19 protein-coding genes and 1 pseudogene are annotated in these 24,677 nt (G+C 62.5%); 12 read left to right on the top strand and 8 right to left on the bottom strand.

Annotated features, from left to right (window positions below):
- Positions 1-166: 166 nt before the first annotated feature.
- Positions 167-1,858: a long-chain-fatty-acid--CoA ligase FadD1 gene (gene fadD1 / locus ASF84_RS02315; protein ID WP_056834806.1), complete on the bottom strand. Its 1,692-nt coding sequence runs from the start codon at positions 1,856-1,858 to the stop codon at positions 167-169.
- Between the two features lie 410 nt (positions 1,859-2,268).
- Here fadD1 and ASF84_RS02310 point away from each other — a divergent pair, with 410 nt between their 5' ends.
- Complete coding sequence (locus tag ASF84_RS02310; RefSeq protein WP_056834804.1) at positions 2,269-3,213, top strand: alpha/beta hydrolase; 945 nt, start codon at positions 2,269-2,271, stop codon at positions 3,211-3,213.
- 41 nt (positions 3,214-3,254) lie between these two features.
- Complete coding sequence (locus tag ASF84_RS02305) at positions 3,255-3,725, top strand: MaoC family dehydratase (protein WP_056834802.1); 471 nt, start codon at positions 3,255-3,257, stop codon at positions 3,723-3,725.
- 205 nt (positions 3,726-3,930) lie between these two features.
- Here the strand turns inward: ASF84_RS02305 and ASF84_RS30030 are convergent, their stop codons facing one another.
- The 3 genes from ASF84_RS30030 to ASF84_RS02295 all read right to left on the bottom strand — a co-directional run bounded on the left by ASF84_RS30030 (position 3,931) and on the right by ASF84_RS02295 (position 4,791).
- Positions 3,931-4,044 (bottom strand): hypothetical protein, encoded by a 114-nt coding sequence (locus ASF84_RS30030; protein WP_056834800.1) that lies wholly within the window; start codon positions 4,042-4,044, stop codon positions 3,931-3,933.
- Positions 4,045-4,216: 172 nt separating this feature from the next.
- On the bottom strand, positions 4,217-4,372 hold the full coding sequence (locus tag ASF84_RS29435) for a hypothetical protein (RefSeq protein ID WP_156684129.1): 156 nt from the start codon (positions 4,370-4,372) through the stop codon (positions 4,217-4,219).
- A 74-nt stretch (positions 4,373-4,446) separates the two neighbouring features.
- A complete protein-coding gene (locus tag ASF84_RS02295; protein WP_056834798.1) occupies positions 4,447-4,791 on the bottom strand; it encodes a hypothetical protein in 345 nt (114 codons plus the stop codon).
- A gap of 228 nt (positions 4,792-5,019) precedes the next feature.
- On the opposite strand from ASF84_RS02295, the gene rapA reads away from it, so the two are divergent.
- Positions 5,020-7,866 carry an RNA polymerase-associated protein RapA gene (gene rapA, locus ASF84_RS02290; RefSeq protein ID WP_056834796.1) on the top strand — a complete coding sequence of 949 codons (2,847 nt, stop codon included), beginning with the start codon at positions 5,020-5,022 and terminating at the stop codon, positions 7,864-7,866.
- A 247-nt stretch (positions 7,867-8,113) separates the two neighbouring features.
- Here the strand turns inward: rapA and ASF84_RS02285 are convergent, their stop codons facing one another.
- Complete coding sequence (locus ASF84_RS02285) at positions 8,114-9,439, bottom strand: spinster family MFS transporter (RefSeq protein WP_056834794.1); 1,326 nt, start codon at positions 9,437-9,439, stop codon at positions 8,114-8,116.
- Positions 9,440-9,712: 273 nt separating this feature from the next.
- On the opposite strand from ASF84_RS02285, the pseudogene ASF84_RS02280 reads away from it, so the two are divergent.
- Positions 9,713-11,870: pseudogene (locus tag ASF84_RS02280) on the top strand (putative bifunctional diguanylate cyclase/phosphodiesterase); the annotation flags it as partial.
- A 216-nt stretch (positions 11,871-12,086) separates the two neighbouring features.
- Here the strand turns inward: ASF84_RS02280 and ASF84_RS02275 are convergent.
- The gene (locus ASF84_RS02275) at positions 12,087-12,392 is read right to left on the bottom strand and encodes a DUF2288 domain-containing protein (RefSeq protein ID WP_056835340.1); all 306 of its coding nucleotides are present in this window, start codon (positions 12,390-12,392) and stop codon (positions 12,087-12,089) included.
- 418 nt (positions 12,393-12,810) lie between these two features.
- Between ASF84_RS02275 and ASF84_RS02270 the strand changes: the two genes are divergently transcribed.
- From ASF84_RS02270 to ASF84_RS02240, 7 genes are all read left to right on the top strand, one after another.
- Entirely contained in the window at positions 12,811-13,938 is a 1,128-nt protein-coding gene (locus ASF84_RS02270; RefSeq protein WP_056834790.1) for a branched-chain amino acid ABC transporter substrate-binding protein, read from the top strand.
- 201 nt (positions 13,939-14,139) lie between these two features.
- Positions 14,140-15,069, top strand: coding sequence for a high-affinity branched-chain amino acid ABC transporter permease LivH (livH, locus tag ASF84_RS02265; protein WP_056834788.1), 930 nt, complete (start codon positions 14,140-14,142; stop codon positions 15,067-15,069).
- On the top strand, positions 15,066-16,322 hold the full coding sequence (locus ASF84_RS02260; RefSeq protein WP_056834786.1) for a high-affinity branched-chain amino acid ABC transporter permease LivM: 1,257 nt from the start codon (positions 15,066-15,068) through the stop codon (positions 16,320-16,322). The genes livH and ASF84_RS02260 overlap by 4 nt, the downstream gene beginning before the upstream one ends.
- Positions 16,319-17,086, top strand: a complete 768-nt coding sequence (gene livG / locus ASF84_RS02255) for a high-affinity branched-chain amino acid ABC transporter ATP-binding protein LivG (RefSeq protein ID WP_056834784.1) — start codon at positions 16,319-16,321, stop codon at positions 17,084-17,086. Before ASF84_RS02260 ends, livG begins: the two co-directional genes overlap by 4 nt.
- Entirely contained in the window at positions 17,087-17,788 is a 702-nt protein-coding gene (locus ASF84_RS02250) for an ABC transporter ATP-binding protein (RefSeq protein WP_056834782.1), read from the top strand.
- Between the two features lie 168 nt (positions 17,789-17,956).
- On the top strand, positions 17,957-18,640 hold the full coding sequence (locus tag ASF84_RS02245) for a COG3650 family protein (RefSeq protein WP_056834780.1): 684 nt from the start codon (positions 17,957-17,959) through the stop codon (positions 18,638-18,640).
- 268 nt (positions 18,641-18,908) lie between these two features.
- Complete coding sequence (locus ASF84_RS02240) at positions 18,909-20,522, top strand: NAD(P)/FAD-dependent oxidoreductase (protein ID WP_056834778.1); 1,614 nt, start codon at positions 18,909-18,911, stop codon at positions 20,520-20,522.
- Here ASF84_RS02240 and ASF84_RS02235 read toward each other — a convergent pair.
- Positions 20,435-21,505: a helix-turn-helix domain-containing protein gene (locus tag ASF84_RS02235; RefSeq protein ID WP_082481265.1), complete on the bottom strand. Its 1,071-nt coding sequence runs from the start codon at positions 21,503-21,505 to the stop codon at positions 20,435-20,437. The two genes, ASF84_RS02240 and ASF84_RS02235, sit on opposite strands and share 88 nt — an antisense overlap.
- A gap of 241 nt (positions 21,506-21,746) precedes the next feature.
- Between ASF84_RS02235 and ASF84_RS02230 the strand changes: the two genes are divergently transcribed.
- Positions 21,747-23,456, top strand: coding sequence for a GMC family oxidoreductase (locus ASF84_RS02230; protein WP_056834776.1), 1,710 nt, complete (start codon positions 21,747-21,749; stop codon positions 23,454-23,456).
- Positions 23,457-23,470: 14 nt separating this feature from the next.
- On the opposite strand, the gene ASF84_RS02225 is transcribed toward ASF84_RS02230, so the two are convergent.
- Positions 23,471-24,565: a PLP-dependent cysteine synthase family protein gene (locus ASF84_RS02225; RefSeq protein WP_056834774.1), complete on the bottom strand. Its 1,095-nt coding sequence runs from the start codon at positions 24,563-24,565 to the stop codon at positions 23,471-23,473.
- Positions 24,566-24,677: the final 112 nt, after the last annotated feature.

Here is a 24,677-nt window from a genome sequence, read left to right as displayed (position 1 = left end):
TACGGGGCTTGTGTCAGGGCAGGATTTCCAGGCCTGACGCCCCTTCTGTGGGAGCGACCAGCGGTCGCGAAAGGCCGGTGCATTCAACACCTTCAGTGCCTGACAGCCTGCATTCGCGAGCCCGGGGCGCCATCATTCAACTGTCACGCCGCAAGGCGTGGCAGTGCTATTTCTTCACACCCAGCTTTTTCAATTCTTCATCGCGCAATTCGCGGCGCAGGATCTTGCCGACGTTGGTGGTGGGCAGCGCATCGCGGAATTCGACACTGCGCGGAACCTTGTAGCCGGTCAGGTTGGCGCGCATGTGCTCCATGACCTGCTCCTTGGTCAGGGTCATGCCCGGCTTGACCACCACGAAGACCTTGATCGACTCGCCGGACTTTTCGTCCGGCACGCCGATCGCCGCGCATTGCAGTACGCCCGGCAAGGCAACCAGTACGTCTTCGAGTTCGTTGGGGTACACGTTGAAACCGGAGATCAGGATCATGTCCTTCTTGCGGTCGACGATGCGCAGGTAACCGTCAGGCTGGATTACCGCGATGTCACCGGTCTTGAGCCAGCCCTCGGCATCGAGAATCTCGTCGGTAGCCTCGGCGCGCTGCCAGTAGCCTTTCATCACCTGCGGGCCCTTGATGCACAGCTCGCCGGTTTCGCCGAAGGCCAGTTCGGTGCCCGCGTCGTCGATCACCTTGCACAGGGTCGAGGGCACCGGAATGCCGATGGTGCCGATCTGGATGTTCTGGATCGGGTTGACCGTGGCCACCGGACTGGTTTCGGTCATGCCATAGCCTTCGCAGATCGGGCACTGGGTGACCGCCTTCCAGCGCTCGGCCACCGCCTGTTGCAAGGCCATGCCGCCAGACAGCGTGACTTTCAGGGCGGAAAAATCGAGGTTGCGGAAGTCCTGGTTGTTGCACAAGGCCACAAACAGGGTATTGAGACCGACAAAGCCGCTGAACTTCCACTTCGACAGCTCCTTGACCATCGCTGGCAGATCGCGCGGGTTGGTGATCAGGACGTTGTGGTTGCCGCACTGCATCATGGCCATGCAATGGAAGGTAAAGGCGTAGATGTGGTACAGCGGCAACGGGGTGATAAGAATCTCGCAACCTTCATTGAGGTTCGAGCCCATCAGTTCGCGACATTGCAGCATGTTGGCGATCAGGTTGCGGTGGGTGAGCATCGCGCCCTTGGCCACGCCGGTGGTGCCGCCGGTGTATTGCAGCACGGCCACGTCTTCGCTGGCGGGCGAGGCTTCATTGATCGCCTGGCCACGGCCCTTGGCCAGGGCATCGTTGAAACGCACGGCCTGTGGCAGGTGATAGGCCGGGACCATCTTCTTCACGTACTTGATGACACTGTTGACCAGCAGGCGCTTGAGCGTCGGCAGCAGGTCGGCCACCTCGGTGACGATCACATGCCGGACCTGGGTCTTGGGCACGACCTTCTCGGCCAGGTGCGCCATGTTGGCCAGGCACAGCAACGCCCGGGCGCCGGAATCGTTGAGCTGGTGCTCCATTTCGCGGGCGGTGTACAGCGGGTTGGTGTTGACCACGATCAGGCCGGCGCGCATGGCCCCGAACACCGCCACCGGGTATTGCAGGACATTGGGCAACTGCACGGCGATACGGTCGCCAGGCTTGAGGTCGGTGTACTGCTGGATCCAGGCGGCGAAGGCACCGGACAACTCATACAGCTCGCCATAGGTCAGGGTCTTGCCCAGGTTGCTGAAGGCTGGCTTGTCGGCAAAACGCTGGCAGGACCGCTTGAGTACGGCCTGGACATTCGGATACTCGTCAGGATCGATCTCGGCAGCCACACCAGCGGGGTACTTGTCCTTCCAGAAGTTTTCGATCATGCAAGCCAGCTCCTTAGCGACAGCGAACTCTGCACATCGCGCAGGCGATGCTGAGTGAATGTATTGGAATTATGCGATTCACGCTTTCGCTTGATGACGAGTCAAAAAGCGGGCCGAGATTAGCAGCTTTGCCAAACAGCGACCAGCAGCAAACGAGTCATCACCAGTCACAAAAGCGACTAAACATCAACAAATAGTCACGAATTTCCTGGCAGCTCATCACGCCTATACCTTCCTGCCCGGCAGAAGAAGCGTGACAGATCCTGCGTGCACACAAAGGCCTGGGGAATACCTGTCGAATAGCCCTACAAAATATCCAGACAGATCCGAATCATGCTCCCGGTTGCGCAGTCTGTTCCACCTGCGTCGGTATACACTGATCCCTATCGCCGTCGCTCGCGGACATCGCCATGACACAGCAGACTTTCTGGCTCGACACCCCCGATCATTGCCGCCTGTTCGTCAACGCCTGGGTCCCGGCGGGCGAGGTGCGCGCCGTGGTGATGCTGTCGCATGGCATGGCCGAGCACGGCGGCCGCTATGCACGGCTGGGCGCGGCCCTGAATGCGCAAGGCATCGCCCTGTATGCCCACGACCAGCGCGGCCATGGCAAGACCGCCGCGCAGGGCACGCTGGGGCATTACGCCGACCGGGACGGCTGGAGCAAGGTGCTGGGCGACCTGGCGCTGATGGCCCGCACACTCGAAGAGCTGCACCCGCAGCGGCCCCTGTTTCTGCTCGGGCACAGCATGGGCAGCTACATCGCCCAGGCCTGGCTGATGCATCACGGCGCCAGCCTGCAGGGTGCCATTCTCAGCGGCTCGAACTACCAGCCGGCATCCCTGTACCGCAGCGCCCGCCTGATCGCACGCCTGGAGCGGGTGCGTCAGGGCCCGCGTGGCCGCAGCGCCCTGATCGACGCGCTGTCGTTCGGCACCTTCAACCAGGCGTTCAAGCCCGCACGCACCCGCTTTGACTGGCTGAGCCGCGACCCGCAAGAGGTCGATGCCTACGTTCAGGACCCCTTGTGCGGCTTTCGCTGCACCAATCAGCTGTGGCTCGACCTGCTGTGGGGGCTGACGAAAATCAGCAAGCCTTCGAGCCTGGCGCAGATCGACCCGCAGCTGCCGCTGCTGATTATCGGCGGCGAATGTGATCCGGTCAGCCACGGCAAGCGTCTGAGACGACTGGCCCATGTTTTGACCGGGGTGGGGCATCAGGCCTTGCAGCTTAAACTCTACCCCGACGCCCGCCATGAGCTGTTCAACGAAGTTAACCGTGATGAAGTCATGCGTGACGTGATCGACTGGCTGCAGTGGGCCATTGAACAACCACGACCGCCCAGAGCCGAATGACGTCTCGGCCTTTTCTTTTAATAGTCAGGATAAATAAACGAATGACCCAGGTCACCAACACGCCCTACGAAGCCCTTGAAGTCGGCCAGACCGCCAGCTACAGCAAAACCGTTGAAGAACGCGATATCCAGTTGTTCGCCGCCATGTCCGGCGATCACAACCCGGTGCACCTAGACGCCGAGTATGCGGCCAAGACCATGTTCAAGGAGCGTATCGCCCATGGCATGTTCAGCGGCGCCCTGATCAGCGCCGCCGTGGCCTGCGAGCTGCCAGGACCTGGCACCATTTATATCGGCCAGACCATGACCTTCCAGAAACCGGTGAAACTGGGCGACACCCTGACCGTGCGCCTGGAAATCCTGGAAAAGCTGCCCAAGTTCCGCGTGCGCATCGCCACTCGTGTGTTCAACCAGAACGAAGAACTGGTGGTCGACGGCGAAGCCGAGATCCTGGCACCGCGCAAGCAGCAGACCGTTGAGCTGACGGTATTGCCGGACATTTCCTTCGGTTGATAGTCAGGCAGGCCGTTGCAGGACTGCCGTGTTGATGAGGGTTGGTCCTGCTGGTCGTGTCGGTCTGCAATAGAGGTTCCAACCCTCTCTCGAAGATCGCCAAAGCCAGTCAAGGCGCCTGCCACCCCAAAAACGTCAGGCAAAAAAATGGGCAACCGAAGTCGCCCTAAATGCCTTGCGTGCTCGTTGTGAAAAGCGTCGCCTGTCAGGACCGCGAGTCTTTCCAGATAAACAGCCCCATGCCGGTGAAGAACAAGGCCAGCATGGTCAGGGTGACGTAGCCTACGGTGACGACGGTGTCCGAATTTTCCAGGAACATGATGGCCTTCCTCCGGTGTGTTGCTGTTCGATGGAGCAAGATTAATCCGGGGCGTACGGGCAGGTATTGACCTGGATCAGTGATCCGTCAGGTTGGCGGGAGGCTTGGCACAGGATACGAGTGTGCCCGGCGCCAGCCGAGGGGGCTGGCGCCGGGTAGCAAAGGTGGGGATTCAGCGCTTTTTCGGCTTCTTCGGCTTTTTCTTGCTACTCAGCGGCATGACCTGCTCGAAAGCCTTGCGCATCTCGTTCAGGCGCTTGTCGTTGGCATCATGGATGCGCTTGGCGCGCTCGGCGCTGAAATCGATCAGTTGGGCTTCATCGCTCATGACGGGCAGTTCTCTGACAACGGGGCTGGGACCGGGCTCAATGATGCGTCATCGCATCGACGCGGCCAGATGTATCAGACCTCGACGTCCACCCACAAGCCCTGGCGCGGCTCATTGTCGATCAGCGGCACCACCGGTACGGTGTTGTCGGCATTGAGCGAGTTGCCGGGAACAACCAGCAGTTCGTCGTCATGATCGTGTTCGGGCGGTGCATCGCCACGTTGCTGGCGCTGTTGACGCTCCTGCTCTTCGCGCAGCAGCAATGCCGAGCGCTCGGCGTCTTCGTAGCGCAGGTCGATGGCGGTCTCGCTGGAACTCGGTTGCACCGGCGCAACAGGAGGGACGTCCGGCAAGCGCTTGGCCGGGTCCAGTTGCGAGGTCACAGGGACCACACTTAAAGGAAGCATCGGTTGCAACATGGTTTGTTCTCCTGTTGTCAGGCTTTCGGCGGCCACTTCCTCAACTTGAGGGCACCCATCAGCCTTTACGGCAGAAACTTTTCGACTACGTTTTAAGCTATTAGTGCCCCTGACTGACAGGATGAGTGTCTCGACAAGCGAAAACCTGCGGTTTTTTCATGTCGCCTTTGGTCTTGGGCAGCAGGTTCCGTTACCATAGCCCGCTTTTTCATCGCGGAGACAGGCAGCATGGCGCAGCAGTATCAACCGGGGCAACGCTGGATCAGCGACAGCGAAGCCGAGCTGGGATTAGGCACCGTTCTGGCACAGGACGGCCGCTTGTTGACCGTGCTCTATCCGGCCACTGGCGACACCCGCCAGTACGCCCTGCGCAACGCGCCCTTGACCCGCGTGCGCTTCTCCCCTGGTGACCTGATCACCCATTTCGACAACTGGAAGCTGACCGTACGCGAAGTCGAAGACGTCGACGGCCTGTTGGTCTACCACGGCTTCAACAGCCAGAACGAGCTGGTGACCCTGCCGGAAACCCAGTTGTCGAACTTCATTCAGTTCCGCCTGGCCACCGACCGCCTGTTTGCCGGGCAGATCGACCCGCTGTCCTGGTTCTCGCTGCGCTACCACACCCTGGAGCACACCAGCCGCCAGCTGCAATCCTCGCTGTGGGGCCTGGGCGGTGTACGCGCCCAGCCGATCGCGCACCAGTTGCACATCGCCCGTGAAGTGGCCGACCGCATTGCGCCGCGGGTCCTGCTGGCCGACGAAGTGGGTTTGGGCAAGACCATCGAAGCAGGCCTGGTGATCCACCGCCAGTTGCTGTCCGGCCGCGCCAATCGCGTGCTGATCCTGGTACCGGAAAACCTCCAGCACCAGTGGCTGGTGGAAATGCGCCGTCGCTTCAACCTTCAGGTCGCGCTGTTCGACAGTGAACGCTTCATCGAAAGCGATGCCAGCAACCCGTTCGAAGACACCCAACTGGCGCTGGTGGCGCTGGAGTGGCTGGTCGAGGACGAAAAGGCCCAGGACGCGCTGTTTGCCGCCGGCTGGGACCTGATGGTGGTCGACGAGGCTCACCACCTGGTCTGGCACGAAGACAAGGCCAGCAGCGAATACTCGCTGGTCGAGCAACTGGCCGAAGTCATCCCCGGCGTGCTGCTGCTGACCGCAACCCCGGAACAACTGGGCCAGGACAGCCATTTTGCACGCCTGCGCCTGCTTGACCCGAACCGCTTCCATGACCTGGCAGCCTTTCGCGCCGAGAGCGAGCATTACCGCCCGGTTGCCGAAGCCGTCCAGCAGTTGCTCGACCAGGGCAAGCTGTCGGCCGAAGCCACGGCCACCATCGTGGGTTTCCTGGGCGACGAAGGCGAAACCCTGATCAAGGCGGTGAATGCCGGCGACGACGAAGCCAAGGCGCGGCTGGTCCGCGAACTGCTCGACCGTCACGGCACCGGCCGCGTGCTGTTCCGCAACACGCGTGCCGCCGTGCAGGGTTTCCCGCAACGTCAGTTGCACGCCTACCCGCTGCCCAACCCGGACGAGTACATGGAACTGCCGCTGGGCGAGCATGCCGACCTGTATCCGGAAGTCAGCTTCCAGGCCCAGGCCGACACGGGTGACGAGCAACGCTGGTGGCGCTTCGACCCGCGGGTCGAGTGGCTGATCGACACCCTGAAAATGCTCAAGCGCGTCAAGGTGCTGGTGATCTGCGCCCACGCCGAAACCGCCATGGACCTGGAAGACGCCCTGCGCGTGCGCTCCGGCATCCCGGCCACGGTGTTCCATGAAGGCATGAACATCCTGGAGCGCGACCGTGCAGCAGCCTACTTCGCCGACGAAGAGTTCGGCGCCCAGGTGCTGATCTGCTCGGAAATCGGCAGCGAAGGCCGCAACTTCCAGTTCGCGCATCATCTGGTGCTGTTCGACCTGCCCTCGCACCCCGACCTGCTGGAGCAGCGCATCGGCCGCCTGGACCGGATCGGCCAGAAGCACACCATCGAACTGCACGTGCCGTACCTGGAAACCAGCCCGCAGGCGCGGCTGTTCCAGTGGTACCACGAAGCGCTCAATGCCTTCCTCAACACCTGCCCGACCGGCAACGCCATGCAGCATCAGTTCGGCCCGCGCCTGCTGCCGCTGCTCGAAGGCGGTGACGATGAGCAGTGGCAAGCCCTGATCGATGAGGCCCGCAGCGAACGCGAGCGCCTCGAAGGCGAGCTGCACAGCGGCCGCGACCGCTTGCTGGAGCTCAACTCCGGCGGTGCTGGCGAAGGCGAAGCACTGGTCGAGGCGATCCTCGAGCAGGACGACCAGTTCTCCCTGCCGATCTACATGGAAACCCTGTTCAACGCCTTTGGCATCGACAGCGAAGACCATTCGGAAAACGCCCTGATCCTCAAGCCCAGCGAAAAGATGCTCGATGCCAGCTTTCCGCTCGGCGACGACGAAGGCGTGACCATCACCTACGACCGCAACCAGGCGCTGAGCCGCGAAGACATGCAGTTCATTACCTGGGAACACCCCATGGTGCAGGGCGGCATGGACCTGGTGTTGTCCGGCTCGATGGGCAACACCGCCGTGGCCCTGATCAAGAACAAGGCGCTCAAGCCGGGCACCGTGCTGCTGGAGTTGATCTACGTCAGCGAAGTGGTCGCCCCGCGCGCCCTGCAACTGGGTCGCTACCTGCCACCGGCGGCACTGCGCTGCCTGCTGGACGGCAACGGCAACGACCTGTCGGGCCGGGTGTCGTTCAACACCCTTAATGACCAGCTCGAAAGCGTGCCACGGGCCAGCGCCAACAAGTTCATCCAGGCGCAGCGCGATGTGCTGACACCGAAGATCAACTCCGGCGAAGCCAAGATCGCCCCGCGTCATGCCGAGCGCGTGGCCGAGGCCCAGCGTCGCCTGGCCGCCGACACCGAAGAAGAACTGGCGCGCCTGACCGCCCTGCAAGCGGTCAACCCGACCGTGCGCGACAGCGAACTGGAAGCCCTGCGCAAGCTGCGCGAGCAAGGCCTGGCCATGCTTGACAAGGCCGCACTGCGCCTGGAATCGATCCGCGTGCTGGTGGCCGGCTGATTTCTTGTGCTTGAAACGGCCCTGTAGAAGATTACCCGCCGCCCTGGTGCCACGCCAAGGCGGCGCGCCAAGGCGGCGCGCTGTTGCGCAGCCGACACGGGGCCAGGTAGGAGCGCGCTTGCCGGAATGCCGGACCACCGCGACCGGCTGCGTTAGCAGTCGTAAATTTTCAGCGGCCACACAAATTTTGCGAGCGCTACGCACTCGGTCGCGGGCAAGCGCGCTCCTACAGGTCGAGCGGTTATTGTTACATCCTGGCCTGCATCGCTTCGGCGTCGCGTCCGAAGCTGCGGGTAGCCCGCAGCAGGCACACCAGGGTCACCAGCAAGGCGGCCGGGATCAGGTACAGGGCGCCATGCAGGCCGACCGCCTTGAAGGTTTCGGTCATCTGCGTGGCGCCGGCGGCCAGCATCGCCTGTTGGGCAAAATGGTCAGACAGCAGTCCTACCATCACCGGCCCCAGGCCACCGCCCAGCAGGTATAACCCGGCAAAGAACAACGCCATGGCCGTCGCCCGCAAGCGGGGCTCGACCACGTCCTGAATGGCCGGATAGACGCAGGTATAGAAGTTATAGGCAAACAGCCAGCCCAGGCTGAACACCGCCACGAACAAGGTGATGGCCACCAGCCCCGCGTGCAGGGCATAGCCGGTGGCCAGGGTGGCCACCAGCATGCTGAAGGCGGCAAACCACAGACGCCCGGTGATCGAGCGCTCGTGCAGCTTGTCAGCCACCACCCCGCCCAGTGTCAGGCCAAACAGACCGGTCACGCCGACGATTACCCCGGTGGCCACGGCCGCCTCCTGCAAGGACACCTGGAAATAGCGCTGCAGCATCGGCACCATGAACGAATTGCAGGCATAGGCAGCAAAGTTGTAGGCCAGCCCTGCCAGCATCAGCCAGCGGAAGGTGGCAATGCCCAGCAGCCGACGGATGGGCCGCTCGATCCTGGCCTGCGACATCACCCCACCCTCTGCCGCGCCCCGCTGTGGCTCGCGAATGAAAAGCATGAACAACGCCAGGATCAGGCCCGGCACGGCGGCAATGAAAAACGGTGCGCGCCAGCTGTCGAAGGCCTTGACCATCGCCCCGATGGTAAAGAACGCCAGCATCAGGCCCAGCGGCAGGCCCAGCATGAAGATGCCCATGGCCCGTGCCCGGCGCCGGGCCGGGAACAGGTCGCCAATCAACGAATTGGCCGCTGGCGCATAACTGGCCTCGCCGATGCCCACGCCCATGCGCACCAGCACGAACGCCCAGAAACTGCTGACCATGCCATTGACCGCGGTCAGCGCGCTCCACACGGCCAGGCCGCCGCCCATGATCGCCTTGCGTGAGCCGTTATCGGCCAGGCGCCCCAGCGGCAGGCCGGCAATGGCATACACCAGGGTGAAGGCGGTGCCCATCAGCCCCAGTTGAAAGTCGCTCAGGTGCCACTCAAGGCGAATGGGCTCGGTGACGATCGAGGGGATGGCCCGGTCGAAAAAATTGAACAGGTTGGCCAGGAACAAGAGAAACAGCACACGCCAGGCATTGCTGGCCTGGGTGGATCCATCCGGCAGGGGTTTGTTCATGCAGGCATCCTTGCGGTGCGATCAGGTTGATACAGCGGCGTACTCAGCCTAGGCCATGATCCCGGGCAACGACCGGGCATAGTCTGTAAACATTCGTTACTAAACCCTCACGCCCTCTCCTCCCGGTTCAATCCACCCCGGCAGATTAATTGCAGACAAATTAATCTCCGATGGAGCTGGCGAGTTTTTATCAGCTTCTATACTGGTACTCGACTCGCCACAGGAGCGGCTTTGCGCCCTTGGCGACCCTGCAGTGAACAGATAGGGCTCGCTATGGAATGGCCGGGGTTGCATGTGTTTGTCGGCCTGCCGACGACGGGACAAGTGCTGATCGACTGCAACCACAATGTCTTTCTGGTGGCGCTGGCCTATGGCGTGATCTGTGCGGCGTGCTTTGCTACGGTGGATATCGCCGACCGGGCCATTCATGTCGAGGCCCGGCATACCCGGCGGCTATGGAAATGCCTGGGCGCTTTGTGCCTGGCTGGCGGTGTCTGGGCCATGCATTTCATCAGCATGCTGGCGTTCCAGGCCCCGCTGAACATCACCTTCGACCTGGGCATTACGCTTGTCTCGCTGCTGATCGTATTGTTTGCCGGTGCGCTGGCGATCCGCAGCCTGTGCCAGGACACCCTGACGATTCCCAGCATGGTGTTCAACGCTGTGCTGATCGGTCTGGCCATCAGTGCCATGCATTATGTCGGCATGGCGGCCATGCGCTCCGACGCCCGCCAGCATTACGAGCCGACCCTGTTTGGCCTGTCGATCCTTGTGGCGATCCTGGCCAGTGCAGCGCTGCTGGTGGCTCCCCGGTTGCTGCGCAAGAACCGTGGCCTGTTTCATCAGCTGTTCCGCTATGGCGCCAGCGTGCTGCTGGGCGCCGGCTTGCTGGCCATGCACTTGGTCGGCATGCATGCCCTGCACCTGGTGCTGCCCGAAGGCAGCGTCCCGCAACTGCCCAATACCGAGAACAGTCAGCAACTGGGCCTGACCTTGGCCACCATTACCTTGCTGATCATAGCCGGCAGCATCAGCGCCGCGATGGCCGACAAGAAGCTGCAAGGCAAGGAGCGTGACCTGCAGCGGGTCAACGCCCTGCTCACCCAGCTCGACCAGGCCCGGGTATCGCTGCAGCAAGTGGCGCATTACGACCCGCTGACCAACCTGGTCAACCGTCGCGGTTTCAACCAGCTGTTTGCCGAAAGGCTCGCCGAGCACACCACGACACAAGGCCTGCTGGCCGTCATGTTTCTGGACATCGACCACTTCAAGCGCATCAATGACAGCCTGGGCCATGATGCCGGCGATGAGCTGCTCAAGGTGATCGCCGAGCGCATCCGCAGCGCCACCCGCGTACAGGACGTGGTCGCCCGTTTTGGCGGCGATGAATTCTGCATCCTGATCAGCATCCCGCATTACGAAGAGGCCAGGCACCTGGCCAATCGGGTCATGCAGAAAATGAAAGAGCCTATCGCCCTGTCCGGGCGTCGCATGGTGATGACCACCAGTATCGGCATTGCAGTGTTTCCCCGCGACGGCTCGACCACCGACGAACTGCTCAAGCATGCCGACCTTGCCCTTTATCAGTCCAAGGGCAACGGCCGCAACCGGGCGAACTTCTTCAACCCCGCACTCAAGACCAAGGCCAGCCTGGAACTGCACCTGGAAGAAGAACTGCGCAATGCCCTGCGCGAGGAAACCGGCCTGCAGGTGTATTACCAGCCCATCATCGACCTGCGTACCGGGCATGTGGCCAAGCTCGAAGCGCTGGTGCGCTGGGAACATCCGCAACATGGCCTGCTGACCCCGGATCGCTTCATCGGCATTGCCGAAGCCAACGGCCTGATCGCCGAACTGGACAACTGGGTACTGCGTCGGGCCTGCAAGGATCTGGGCGCCTTGCGCCTGGACGGGTTCGAGCGGTTGATCATTGCGGTGAACTGCTCGGCCCTGAACCTGGCACGCGAAGAACTGGGTGATGAAGTCGAGGACGCACTGCGCCAGGCCGACGTCGCGCCGGGGCGGCTGGAACTGGAGGTGACCGAAAACGCCCTGATGGGCAATATCAGCAACACCATCGTGCTGCTCAAACACATCCGCAGCCTGGGCGTGTCATTGTCGATCGACGATTTCGGCACCGGTTACTCGTCGCTGGCCTACCTCAAGCGCCTGCCGCTGGACACCTTGAAGATTGATCGCTCATTCATTCAGGACATTCCCCGCTCGCCCCAGGACATGGAAATCGTTCATGCAATCATCGTCATGGCCCATACCCTGCAGCTAAAGGTGGTTACCGAAGGCGTCGAAACACCGGCACAGCTGGAGTTTCTCAGCCAGTACGCCAGCGACTATGTGCAGGGCTATCTGTTCAGCAAGCCGCAACCGCTGGAGCGCCTGCTGCCGATGATCACGCAGATGAACCAGCGTGAGGCCGCCAGCCTGTGGCCGGCCACCCTGATGCTGCAGGACCGGCTCCTGGAGGACAATGAGCCCAGGTCACTGGACCTGTTCAGCGACCTGCCTGTACCGACAGGCCATCGTGCGTCAGGCAATCCGCTACGCACCAAGCGCACACGGTGGTCGGATTGAAGACAGACTGGCAAGACACCATAACAGCGCATCAATACGCACCAAAAAGGCGCATTAATCAGCTGCTTGCCCTTTCCTGGATCAGGATCCAGGGCGAAACCACCACGGCCCACAGCTGCGCATCACGTTCGAAGAAGTCCAGCGCCCTTGTTTCAGACACCTTGGCCACTTGCCCGGCCTCCATCCAGGTCGCCAGGGTGGCAGCCTTGTCTTCGGCCAGCGCCTCGCCCACCGCGATCAGGTCAAGCGCAGCGTCGACCCACAACAGGGCACCCTTTGCAAAGAATGGTTGCAATTGATGCCAGGGAATAATCGCCGTCTCACCGAGGATTTTGGCATAGAGGGTGCTTGGTTCTTGGTTCATGGGTTTTACCGAGTGAAAAATCGACGTAATCATAGCGCCGCCTTTTCCGGATAAACACCGGCAACATCCGCATACGCGGGCAATTACGGCTTTTCGACGGCACTGAAGATCAACGCCTGACCGTGTCGACACCGTAGCGAAAGGCTGCACCCACGTGGCACCAGTAACACCGCATCTCACCTGAACGGCTGCAGACAACGCGTCGAAAGCCGGACATGACAGCGTAATTATGTAATTTCCTGTCGATCAGGCGACATGCAGCGATTCTTATCCGAACTGCCAGCTTTTCAATCGATCCAGCGGCACTCTAAACTGTGCCGGTACAGTTGGCAGGGCGGGAAAGACCGGTCGCACCCCATCCGGTCCTGCAGCCTTGGCCGTCAGGATTATAAAAACTACAACGCAAGAGTGGAGCATCATGATCAAGGGTACCAAGAAGCTTTCCAAGCTGTTTGCGGCACTGGTAATGGCAGGCGTTGCAAGCCATTCGTTCGCGGCCGATACCATCAGGATCGGCATCGCAGGCCCCAAGACCGGCGCTGTAGCCCAATACGGCGACATGCAGTTCAGCGGTGCCAAGATGGCCATCGAGCAGATCAACGCCAAGGGCGGTGTCGATGGCAAGAAGCTTGAAGCGGTCGAGTACGACGATGCCTGCGATCCCAAGCAAGCGGTCGCCGTGGCCAACAAGATCGTCAACGATGGCGTGAAGTTCGTCATCGGCCACCTGTGCTCCAGCTCTGCCCAGCCGGCTTCGGATGTCTACGAAGACGAAGGCATCATCATGGTGACGCCAGCCGCCACCAGCCCGGAACTCACCGCCCGTGGCTACAAGCTGGTGTTCCGCACCATCGGCCTGGACAGCGCCCAGGGCCCGGCCGCCGGCAACTACATTGCCAAGCAGGTCAAGCCCAAGGTCGTGGCCGTCATTCACGACAAGCAGCAATACGGTGAAGGCATCGCCACGGCCGTCAAGCAGACCCTGGAAAAAGACGGCATCAAGGTCGCCCTGTTCGAAGGCGTCAATGCCGGCGACAAGGACTTCTCCTCGCTGATCGCGAAGATGAAGCAGGCCAACGTCGATTTCGTCTATTACGGCGGCTACCACCCGGAGCTGGGCCTGATCCTGCGCCAGGCCCAGGAAAAAGGCCTGAAGGCCGGCTTCATGGGTCCTGAAGGCGTGGGTAACGCGTCGATCTCGCAGATCGCCCAGGATGCCTCCGAAGGCCTGCTGGTCACCCTGCCGGCTTCGTTCGACCAGGACCCGGCCAACAAGGCGCTGGTCGATGCGTTCAAGGCCAAGAAGGAAGATTCCAGCGGCCCGTTCGTGTTCCCGTCCTACGCTGCTGTGCAGGTCATCGCCGACGCCATCACCCTGGCCAAGAGCGAAGACACCGACAAGGTCGCGGCCGCCCTGCGCGCCAACACCTTCAAGACGCCGACCGGCGAGCTGGCCTTCGATGACAAGGGCGACCTGAAGGACTTCAAGTTCGTGGTCTACACCTGGCACAAGGACGGCACCAAGACCGAAGCGCCAGTGAAGTGATTTCACCCCTTCGATGAATACCAGAGCCCACTGCAATCGCAGTGGGCTTTGTTTTGCGAGGTGCATGGCGTCCACAAGACGCCACACGTACCCGAACAACTCGAAGCCGTGCCCGAGGCTCAGCGGGCTTGTGCCAACGTGGAGCGATACCACGCGCGCAAGCACACAACGACTGACGTGCAGGTTTTCAGGAGCGCTGTAATGCCCGAGATAGACATCTATCACTTCTTTCAACAGCTGGTTAATGGCATGACCATTGGCAGCACCTACGCCTTGATCGCCATTGGCTACACCATGGTCTACGGCATCATCGGCATGATCAACTTCGCCCACGGCGAGGTGTACATGATCGGTTCCTACGTGGCGTTCATCGCCATCGCGGGCCTGACCATGATGGGCCTGGGCAGTCTGCCCTTGATCATCACCGCCGCCTTCGTGGCCAGCATCGTGGTGACCAGTGCCTACGGCTACACCATCGAACGGGTCGCCTACCGGCCGCTGCGCGGCAGCAACCGGCTGATTCCGCTGATTTCCGCCATCGGCATGTCGCTGTTCCTGCAGAACACGGTCTTGCTGTCGCAGGACTCCAAGGACAAGTCGATCCCCAACCTGATTCCGGGCAACTTCGTGTTCGGCTCGGCCAGTACCCATGAAGTGGTCATTTCCTACATGCAGGTGCTGATCTTCGTGGTCACCGTGATCACCATGCTGGCCCTGACCTGGTTCATCTCGCGTTCGCGCCTGGGTCGTGCCTGCCGCGCCTGCGCCGAAGACATCAAGATGGCCAACCTGCTGGGTATCAACACCAACAACATCATTGCCCTGACGTTCGTGATCGGTGCGGCCCTGGCGGCCGTGGCGGCCGTGCTGCTGAGCATGCAGTACGGGGTGATCAACCCCAACGCGGGTTTCCTGGTGGGTATCAAGGCGTTCACTGCGGCGGTCCTGGGCGGCATCGGCAGCATTCCCGGCGCCATGCTCGGTGGCCTGGTGCTGGGCATTGCCGAAGCCTTTGGTGCTGATGTATTCGGCGACCAGTACAAGGATGTCGTGGCGTTCAGCCTGCTGGTGCTGGTGTTGCTGTTCCGCCCGACGGGCCTGCTGGGTCGTCCGGAGGTTGAAAAAGTATGAGCAAGAATCTCAAATCGGCGTTTTTCAGTGCCTTGCTGGTGCTCGCCGTCGCCTACCCGGTACTGGGCCTGAAGCTGGAGATCGTCGGGGTCAACCTGACCGTCCTCAATGCCAGCAGCTCGACCATCGCCATCATCCTGGGCTGCGCCCTGGTGATCTTCCTGCGCGTCCTGTTCCACGAACAGATTGCGGCCCTGTGGCGCTCCTCGCCCGGCTTGCCGGTGGTGCCGGCCAAGGCCAGCAATTTCCTGACCCTGCCGAGCACCCAGCGCTGGATCATCCTGGCCATGGTCATGGTCGCGCTGGTCTGGCCGTTCTTCGGCTCGCGCGGCGCGGTGGACATCGCCACCCTGATCCTGATCTACGTGATGCTGGGCCTGGGCCTGAACATCGTGGTGGGCCTGGCCGGCTTACTGGACCTGGGTTATGTAGGCTTCTACGCCGTGGGTGCCTACAGCTACGCCCTGCTGTCGTTCTACCTGGGCTGGGGCTTCTGGATCTGCCTGCCGATCGCCGGGATGATGGCGGCACTGTTCGGCTTTCTGCTGGGCTTTCCGGTGCTGCGCCTGCGCGGTGACTACCTGGCCATCGTGACCCTGGGCTTCGGCGAGATCATCCGCCTGCTGCTGCGCAACATGACCAGCGTCACCGGCGGCCCCAACGGCATCAGCAACATCGAGAAGCCGACCTTCTTCGGCCTGTCGTTCGAGCGCAAGGCCGCTGAAGGCATGCAGACCTTCCACGAGTTCTTCGGCCTGCCGTACAACTCGATCAACAAGGTGATCTTCCTGTACCTGGTGGCGCTGATGCTGGCGCTGGTGGCGTTGTTCGTGATCAACCGCCTGCTGCGCATGCCCATCGGACGTGCCTGGGAAGCGCTGCGCGAGGACGAGATCGCCTGCCGCGCGCTGGGCCTGAACCCGACCATCATCAAACTGTCGGCTTTCACCCTGGGCGCAGCGTTCGCCGGTTTCGCCGGCAGCTTCTTCGCCGCACGCCAAGGCCTGGTGACCCCGGAATCATTCACCTTCATCGAGTCGGCCATCATCCTGGCCATTGTCGTGCTGGGCGGCATGGGCTCGCAGCTGGGCGTGATCCTGGCCGCGATCGTGATGATCCTGCTGCCTGAACTGATGCGTGAATTCAGCGAATACCGCATGTTGATGTTCGGCGCCCTGATGGTGCTGATGATGGTCTGGCGTCCTCAAGGCTTCCTGCCCATGCAACGTCCTCATATGGAGCTGCGCAAATGAGCCGCCCACTATTGCAGGCCTCGGGCCTGTCCATGCGCTTCGGCGGCCTGCTGGCCGTCAACGGCGTGGCCCTGACCGTCAATGAAAAGCAGGTCGTGTCGATCATCGGCCCCAACGGTGCCGGCAAGACCACGGTGTTCAACTGCCTGACCGGCTTCTACAAGCCGACCTCCGGCACCATCCTGCTCGACGGCGAGCCGATCCAGGGCCTGGCCGGGCATCAGATCGCCCGCAAGGGCGTGGTGCGCACCTTCCAGAACGTGCGCCTGTTCAAGGAAATGACCGCCGTGGAAAACCTGCTGGTCGCCCAGCACCGCCACCTGAACACCAACTTCCTGGCCGGCCTTTTCAAGACCCCGGCGTTTCGCCGCAGCGAGCGCGAGGCCATGGAATACGCCGAGTACTGGCTGGAAGCGGTCAACCTCAAGGAATTTGCCAACCGTCCGGCCGGCACCTTGGCCTACGGTCAGCAACGGCGCCTGGAAATCGCCCGCTGCATGATGACCCGCCCGCGCATCCTGATGCTCGACGAGCCGGCCGCCGGCCTCAACCCGCGCGAAACCGAAGACCTCAAGGCCCTGATCGGCGTGCTGCGCAATGATCACAACGCCACGGTGCTGTTGATCGAGCACGACATGAAGCTGGTCATGAGCATTTCCGACCACATCTTCGTGATCAACCAGGGCACGCCCCTGGCCAATGGGGTGCCCCAGGAGATCCGTGACAATCCGGACGTCATCAAAGCCTATCTGGGGGAAGCGTAAATGCTCCAGTTCGAGAACGTTTCGACCTTCTACGGCAAGATCCAGGCGCTGCACAGCGTCAATGTCGAGGTGCGCAAGGGCGAGATCGTCACCCTGATCGGTGCCAACGGTGCCGGCAAATCGACGTTGCTGATGACCCTGTGCGGCTCACCGCGGGCCCACAGCGGCAACATCCGCTACCTGGGCGAGGAACTGGTCGGCCAGGAGTCTTCGGTGATCATGCGCAAGAGCATTGCGGTGGTGCCTGAAGGCCGCCGCGTGTTCGCCCGCCTGACCGTCGAGGAAAACCTGGCCATGGGCGGTTTCTTCACCGACAAGGGCGACTATCAGGAGCAGATGGACAAGGTGCTGCATTTGTTTCCGCGCCTGAAGGAGCGCTTCAGCCAGCGCGGCGGCACCATGTCCGGCGGCGAGCAGCAAATGCTCGCCATCGGCCGGGCGCTGATGAGCAAGCCCAAGCTGCTGCTGCTCGATGAGCCATCGCTGGGCCTGGCGCCGATCATCATCCAGCAGATCTTCGACATCATCGAGCAACTGCGCCGCGATGGCGTGACGGTGTTCCTGGTCGAGCAGAACGCCAACCAGGCCCTGAAAATCGCCGACCGCGCCTATGTACTGGAAAACGGCCGGGTGGTGATGGAGGGCTCGGGCGAGCAATTGCTGACCGACCCGAAAGTGCGCGAGGCGTATCTGGGCGGTTGAGTCCTTGCGCCTTGTTCGCGGCTGAAGCCGCTCCTACGACTTGCATCATTGGTAGGAGCGGCTTCAGCCGCGAAAAACATGAATGAACAATGCCTGACATCGCACGCTTCCCTCTTGAGATCCATTCCCACCCTGCGTAACGTGGCACCTCCTGTCTGGAGGCTGCCCATGTCCGTTGTTCGCACCGCCCTTGTATGTTCCCTGTTGCCCCTGTTCGCCGGCTGCCAATGGCTGGGGCTGCAATCGCAGGCGCCTGCCAGGGTGTCCACGGCCAGCATGGTCCGCATGCAGGGCGACCTCACCGGCGAAGCCGGAAAGCTGCTGTTCGAACCCTGCCATGAGCGGCGCCGCTATGTCGTGCTCGATCGCGGTGCTACCGGCATCCTGCAGGAGGCGGCAAGCCTGGCGGACAGCCAGAACCGCGTGTTCGCCGACCTGCGCGGCCACTTCACGGCCAGCAAGGCCGCCGGCAGCGACGGCCAGCTTGATCTTCACCAGCTGTACCGCGTCGAACGCACCGGAACCGCCTGCGAAGACCCCAACTTCAAGCGCCTGACCCTGCACGCCGAAGGCCTTGATCCAGTCTGGAGCGTCAATGTCAGCGGCAAGGGCATGATCATCGACGTCGCCGGGCAGCCGCCCGTCGCCCTGCCCTACCTCGAAGAACAACTGCCCGATGGACGCTTCAACCTCAGCAGCGAAGCCAACGGCCAGCGCGTCGAACTCTGGGTTGCACCGCAGCGTTGCGTCGACAGCAAGAACGGTGCGGTGCGCCACCTGAGCGCCGAGTTGCGCGTCAATGGCACGACCGTGCGCGGGTGTGGTTACTACGGCGGCGCACGCAACGATTAGGGTCTGTTGCCGTTTCAGCACGGCCGCGCCGGCGCCCGTTTTGCCGCGAGGCAAGGCAGGCGCCTCGAAGTCTGGTCATTCCAGATGAGTGGCGAGTAACGCCGTCTCGCGGCAAAACAGGCCCGGCCCTTTACGCTAATCGGCGGCGCTCACCGACTTTTCGTACAGAGCCCAAACGCACAACATCTGGTTGGCGATGCCGCTTATAATGCCCGGTTCTTGTAGTGCTGCCGGGCTGGACCTGCGGCCCGGAAACTGGATCTTTTCAATGTTACGAATCAACGAACTCAAGCTGCCCCTGGATCATCCCGAAGAGGCGCTGCGCAGCGCCCTGCTGGAACGCCTGGGCATCGACGCCAACGAGCTGCTGGACTTCAGCGTCTTCAAGCGCAGCTACGACGCGCGCAAGAAATCCTCCGAGCTGCTGTTCATCTACACCCTGGACTTCAGCGTACGCGATGAAGCCGCCCTGCTCGGCAAGCTGGCCCACGACCCTCAGATTGTCCCGGCGCCGGACGTCAGCTACACATTCGTCGGCCATGCTCCCGAAGGGTTCAGCACCCGCCCGCTGGTGATCGGCTTTGGCCCGTGCGGCATCTTTGCCGGCCTGTTGTTGGCGCAGATGGGCTTCAAGCCGATCGTGCTGGAGCGCGGCAAGGAAGTGCGCCAGCGCACCAAGGACACTTGGGGCCTGTGGCGCAAGAGCGTCCTCAACACCGAATCCAACGTGCAGTTTGGCGAGGGCGGTGCCGGGACCTTTTCCGATGGCAAGCTCTACAGCCAGATCAAGGACCCGAACTTCCTGGGTCGCAAGGTGCTGCACGAGTTCGTCAAGGCCGGCGCGCCGGACGAGATCCTTTACGTCAACAAGCCGCATATCGGCACCTTCCGCCTGACCGGCATGGTCGAGAACATGCGCGCCGAGATCATCGCGCTGGGTGGCGAGGTGCGTTTCGAGCACAAGGTCAGCGATCTGTTGATCGATGACGGCCAGTTGCACGGCGTCGAGCTGGCCAATGGCGAGCGTATCGAGTCGCGCCATGTGGTGCTGGCCCTGGGTCACAGCGCCCGGGACACCTTCCGCATGATGCACAGCCGTGGCGTGTACATGGAAGCCAAGCCGTTCTCGGTGGGCTTTCGCATCGAACACCCACAATCGCTGATCGACCAGGCGCGCCTGGGCAAATACGCCGGTCACCCCAAGCTCGGTGCCGCCGATTACAAGCTGGTGTACCACGCCAGCAACGGTCGCTCGGTCTACAGCTTCTGCATGTGCCCTGGCGGCACCGTAGTGGCGGCGACCTCGGAACCGGAGCGGGTGGTCACCAACGGCATGAGCCAGTATTCGCGCAACGAGCGCAATGCCAACTCGGGGCTGGTGGTGGGCATCGACCCGGAGCGTGACTATCCGGGCGGCCCACTGGCCGGTATCGAGCTGCAGGAACGCCTGGAGTCGCTGGCCTATACGCTGGGCGGCGGCACCTACGAGGCTCCGGCACAACTGGTCGGTGACTTCATGGCCGGGCGGCCGTCGACGGCGCTGGGCAGTGTCGAGCCGTCCTACAAGCCGGGCGTCAAGCTGGTGGACCTGGCCGAGGCGCTGCCGGCCTTTGCCATCGACGCCATTCGCGAAGCCCTGCCGGTGTTCGACCGGCAGATCAAGGGCTACGCCCTGCACGACGCCGTCCTGACCGGGCTTGAAACCCGGACCTCGGCACCGGTGCGCATTACCCGTGGCGCCGACCTGCAAAGCCTTAACGTCAAGGGCCTGTACCCGGCCGGTGAAGGCGCAGGCTATGCCGGCGGCATCCTGTCGGCCGGCGTGGACGGGATCCGTATCGCTGAAGCGGTGGCGCGTGATCTGCTCGGGATCCCCGGTTGATCCGACCCTGATGGCCCAGCCACGCACGCCTCGCGCGCCTGGCTGGGCGTGATCCCGAACCGGGCCTTGAACGCCCGGGCAAAATGCGCCTGGCTGGTAAAGCCGTGGCGATAGGCGATCTCGCTGACATCCAGCCCCGCCCCCCGCCGACCGGCCAGCAGCTCACGGGCCTGAAGCAGGCGCTGCTCCAGAATGAACCGGCTGGGCAGCGTGTCTTCCAGCGCGAACAAGCGCGTCAGGTGCCGCGAGGAAATGCCGATCTGCAGGGCCACCCGCTCGCAGCTGAGCGCCGAGTCGCCCAGTTGCGCCTGGATGCACTGCTTGGCCGCCAGCAGGTAAGACGCACTCAGGGCATTGATGCGTCCTGTGCCCAGTTGCCCGGCAATGATATTGCCCAGCAGTTCGAACACCTGTTCCTTGTAGACCGTGGCCTGTTCACAGTCCGGGTGCCGGAAAAACGCGCCGGTCTGTTCACCCAGCGTGCGCAGCAGCAAGCGTTGTACGCTGTTGTCGGCGCTGATCTTCAATGACTTGCCGAACTGCCTCAGGCAGCGCTCGGCAAAGCGCGCCTGCGGGATATCGAAAATGAACTGCTCGCAGGGGCCGGAAAAGCCGATCAGGTAGGGTTTGTCGGTGCGGTAGATGATCAGTTCGCCCGGCGCCAATAACTGACAATCGCCGTCCTGGTAAAAGAACGACCCACTGCCGGTTACCAGCGCCACGAACACCGATTCCTTGGGCACAGTGCGGATCATCGTGCTGTCGCGTTCGACGACATGCTGGTTGCCGGCCACGCGGGCCAGGGCCAGTTCATCCAGCTGCAGGTTATCCTGGCGGCCGACGAAGCCGCTCTCGCACCAGCTGTTGCACTTGAGCCCCACCAGCGAAGCGGCGTTGTACTGCTCCCAGAAGGCCAGCCGCTGCTCCGGCGCTATGGTCTGGGTGCTGGCGTGACGGATTTCGAGCAGTGCGTTTGACGTCATTATTGTTTTTTTCATGGGTGACGGGTTCCGCAGGAGCGACAAGGTGGAATGGCGAGCCTTGCCCATTCATTAACATATGAACCTTGGACCTTGTCAACGCTTGCCACGCGGATCCACGAGCGCCTGGCCGTCTTGTCCGATCGCGGCAACAAACCGGTCCGATCCAATCAAACCGGCACATGGCGTCGGCTTTAAAGTCCCCCCTGAATGTCCCTCCCACGACAACAATCAGAGGCCGACCATGCCCGCATCCCCCCCACTTCCTGCCCGCAACACTCCACGCTCGTTCGACTACATTGTGGTCGGCGCCGGGTCGGCCGGTTGCGTACTGGCCAACCGGTTGTCTGCCAATCCGCAGACCACGGTCTGCCTGATCGAGGCCGGCCCCAGCGATCAAAGCCTGTGGCCCGGCGCCTATGTGCGCACGCCGGCCGGCATCATCCGCCTGATCGCCAACCCCAGGTGGAACTGGATGCATCAGTTCAGCGCCCAGAGCAACAGCGGCGAGCGCCCTATCCCGTGCCCGCGTGGCCGGCTGTGGGGCGGCTCCAGCGCCATCAACGGCATGATCTACATTCGCGGCCATCGCAATGATTACGACCGCTGGGCAGCCGCCGGCAACCAGGGCTGGAGCTACGACGAACTGCTGCCGTATTTTCGCCGCTCGGAACACTTCGAGCCCGGCGACTCGCCCTGGCATGGCCAGCAAGGCGAGCTGAACGTGGCCAGCCTGCGCAGCCCGGCCCCGGTCAATCAGGTGTTCTATGACGCTGCCGCCGAACTGGGCTGGCGCTATAACCCCGACTTCAACGGCGAGGAACAGGAAGGCTACGGGCCTTTTCATGTCACCCAGATCAACGGCGAGCGCTGCAGTGCTGCACGGGCTTTTCTGCACCCGGCGCTGGCACGCCCCAACCTGACGGTGCTGAGCTCGACCCTGACGCATCGGGTCCTGCTGCAAGGAAAACGGGCCACGGGCGTGGAAATCAGCCAGAACGGCAGCGTGACGCAGGTACAGGCCCGCTGCGAGGTCATCCTCAGTGCCGGCTCGATCAATTCGCCGCAATTGCTGCTGTTATCGGGCATAGGCCCTGCGCAGGAACTGGCCCGTCACGGCATCGCCCTGCAACATGAGCTGCCCGGTGTGGGCCATAACCTGCAGGACCACCAGGATGTGGTGCTGATGTACCGCAGCGACCATGACTTGAGCTATGGACTGTCAGCCAAGGGGCTGTGGCCGCTGGCAACCTCGCCTCTGCACTACCTGGCGCGCCGCCAGGGGCCGCTGACTTCCAACACGGTGGAATCGGGGGCATTCCTGCGCCTGTCGCCGGACGATGAGGTGCCGGAGCTGGGCCTGATAGTGGCCCCGGCCCTCAAGAACCAGCCGCAGCGCCTGGTGCCGGTCGGCCATGGCATCAGCCTGCACATTGGTGTCATGCACCCGCAAAGCCGCGGGCAGGTACGACTCAACTCCGCCGACCCGCATGACAAACCCATTATCGAGGCCAATTTCCTCAGCCATCCCGAGGACCTGCGCAAGCTGGTGGCCGGTGTGCGACTGGTGCGCCAACTGGCCGACACCCAGGCCTTTGCCGCCCGTCTCAAAGGCGAGCTGATTCCCGGCCGGGCCATCGACAGCCAGTCCGGGCTCGAACAATGGGTGCGCAATAACCTGGGGACTGTCTTCCACCCGGTGGGCACCTGCAAGATGGGCCACGACGACCTGGCGGTGGTCGACGACCAGTTACGGGTTCATGGCCTGCAGGGACTGCGCGTGGCCGACGCCTCGATCATGCCGACCCTGACCACCGGCAACACCAATGCCGGCGCGATCATGATCGGTGAAAAAGCGGCCGATATGTTGCTGGCCACACCGCTGAAGGCCATTGAGCAAGACCCGGCACACCCACTGGCCCGTGCCGGGCAACGGGAGGCGGTGTCGGTGTGAGCCGCACAGCCGGCTCAGATACCCTGGCGCGCAACACCCTCGGGCAAGGGTGCGCCTTGCTCGGCGCAGGCAGCCACCGCGTCGATCAGCCCCGGCAACTCAAAGCCCTGGGCCTTGAGCCAGGCGTCATCGTAATAAGTGCTGGCGTAGCGCTCGCCACCGTCGCACAGGATCGCCACGATCGAGCCCTGCTCACCGGCCTGGGTCATCTGCCAGGCCGCCTGCAAGGCACCGATCAGGTTGGTGCCGCTGGAGCCACCGACCTTGCGGCCCAGGCGCCCGGCCAGGTAGTGCATGGCCGCCAGCGACAGCGCATCCGGGACCTTGACCATCGCATCGATGACCTGCGGCAAAAAGGAGGCCTCGACCCGTGGCCGGCCAATGCCTTCAATGCGTGAACCATGGTCCAGGCGCAGGGTCGCGTCACCGCTGCAATACGCCTCGAAGAACACCGAGCGCTCGGCATCGGCGCACAGTACCCGGGTGTCGTACTGGCGATAGCACACATAGCGCCCCAGGGTCGCGGTGGTGCCTCCGGTGCCGGGGCTGGAGACCAGCCAGCTCGGCTGCGGATAACGCTCCAGGCGCATCTGCTGGAAGATCGACTCGGCAATGTTGTTGTTGGCGCGCCAGTCGGTGGCGCGCTCGGCATAGGTGAACTGGTCCATGAAATGCCCGCCGCTTTCCCGGGCCAGCCGCTCGGACTCGGCGTGAATGCGCGTCGGGTCATCGACCAGGTGGCACTGCCCGCCATAGAAGGCGATCTGCTCGATCTTGATCCTGGAGGTGCTGGCCGGCATCACGGCGATGAACGGCACGCCCAGCAGCCTTGCAAAATAGGCTTCCGACACCGCCGTTGAACCGCTTGAGGCCTCGATCACCGGCGCGCCGGGCTTGAGCCAGCCGTTGCACAAGGCATACAGGAACAGCGAGCGGGCCAGGCGATGCTTGAGGCTGCCGGTGGGGTGACTGGACTCGTCCTTGAAATACAGGTCGACACCGGGCAGGCCGGGCAAAGGCAATGGAATCAGGTGGGTATCGGCACTGCGCTGGAAATCGGCTTCGATGATGCGGATTGCATTGCGGACCCACTGGCGGTTATTGCTCATTGATCGTTTGCTCCCAAAACCCTAAAAGACCTTCGAACTGCCAGGCATGCAACGACAGGCCGCTATTTTAGGAAGAGTCCTACAGCACAAGTAGATACAGCCACGCAGTAAT

The sequence above is a fragment of the Pseudomonas sp. Leaf127 genome (assembly GCF_001423155.1).
Taxonomy (GTDB): Bacteria; Pseudomonadota; Gammaproteobacteria; order Pseudomonadales; family Pseudomonadaceae; genus Aquipseudomonas; species Aquipseudomonas ovata.
The sequence above is the reverse complement of the archived record's forward strand: the minus strand, read 5'-3'. Positions and strand labels throughout refer to the sequence as shown.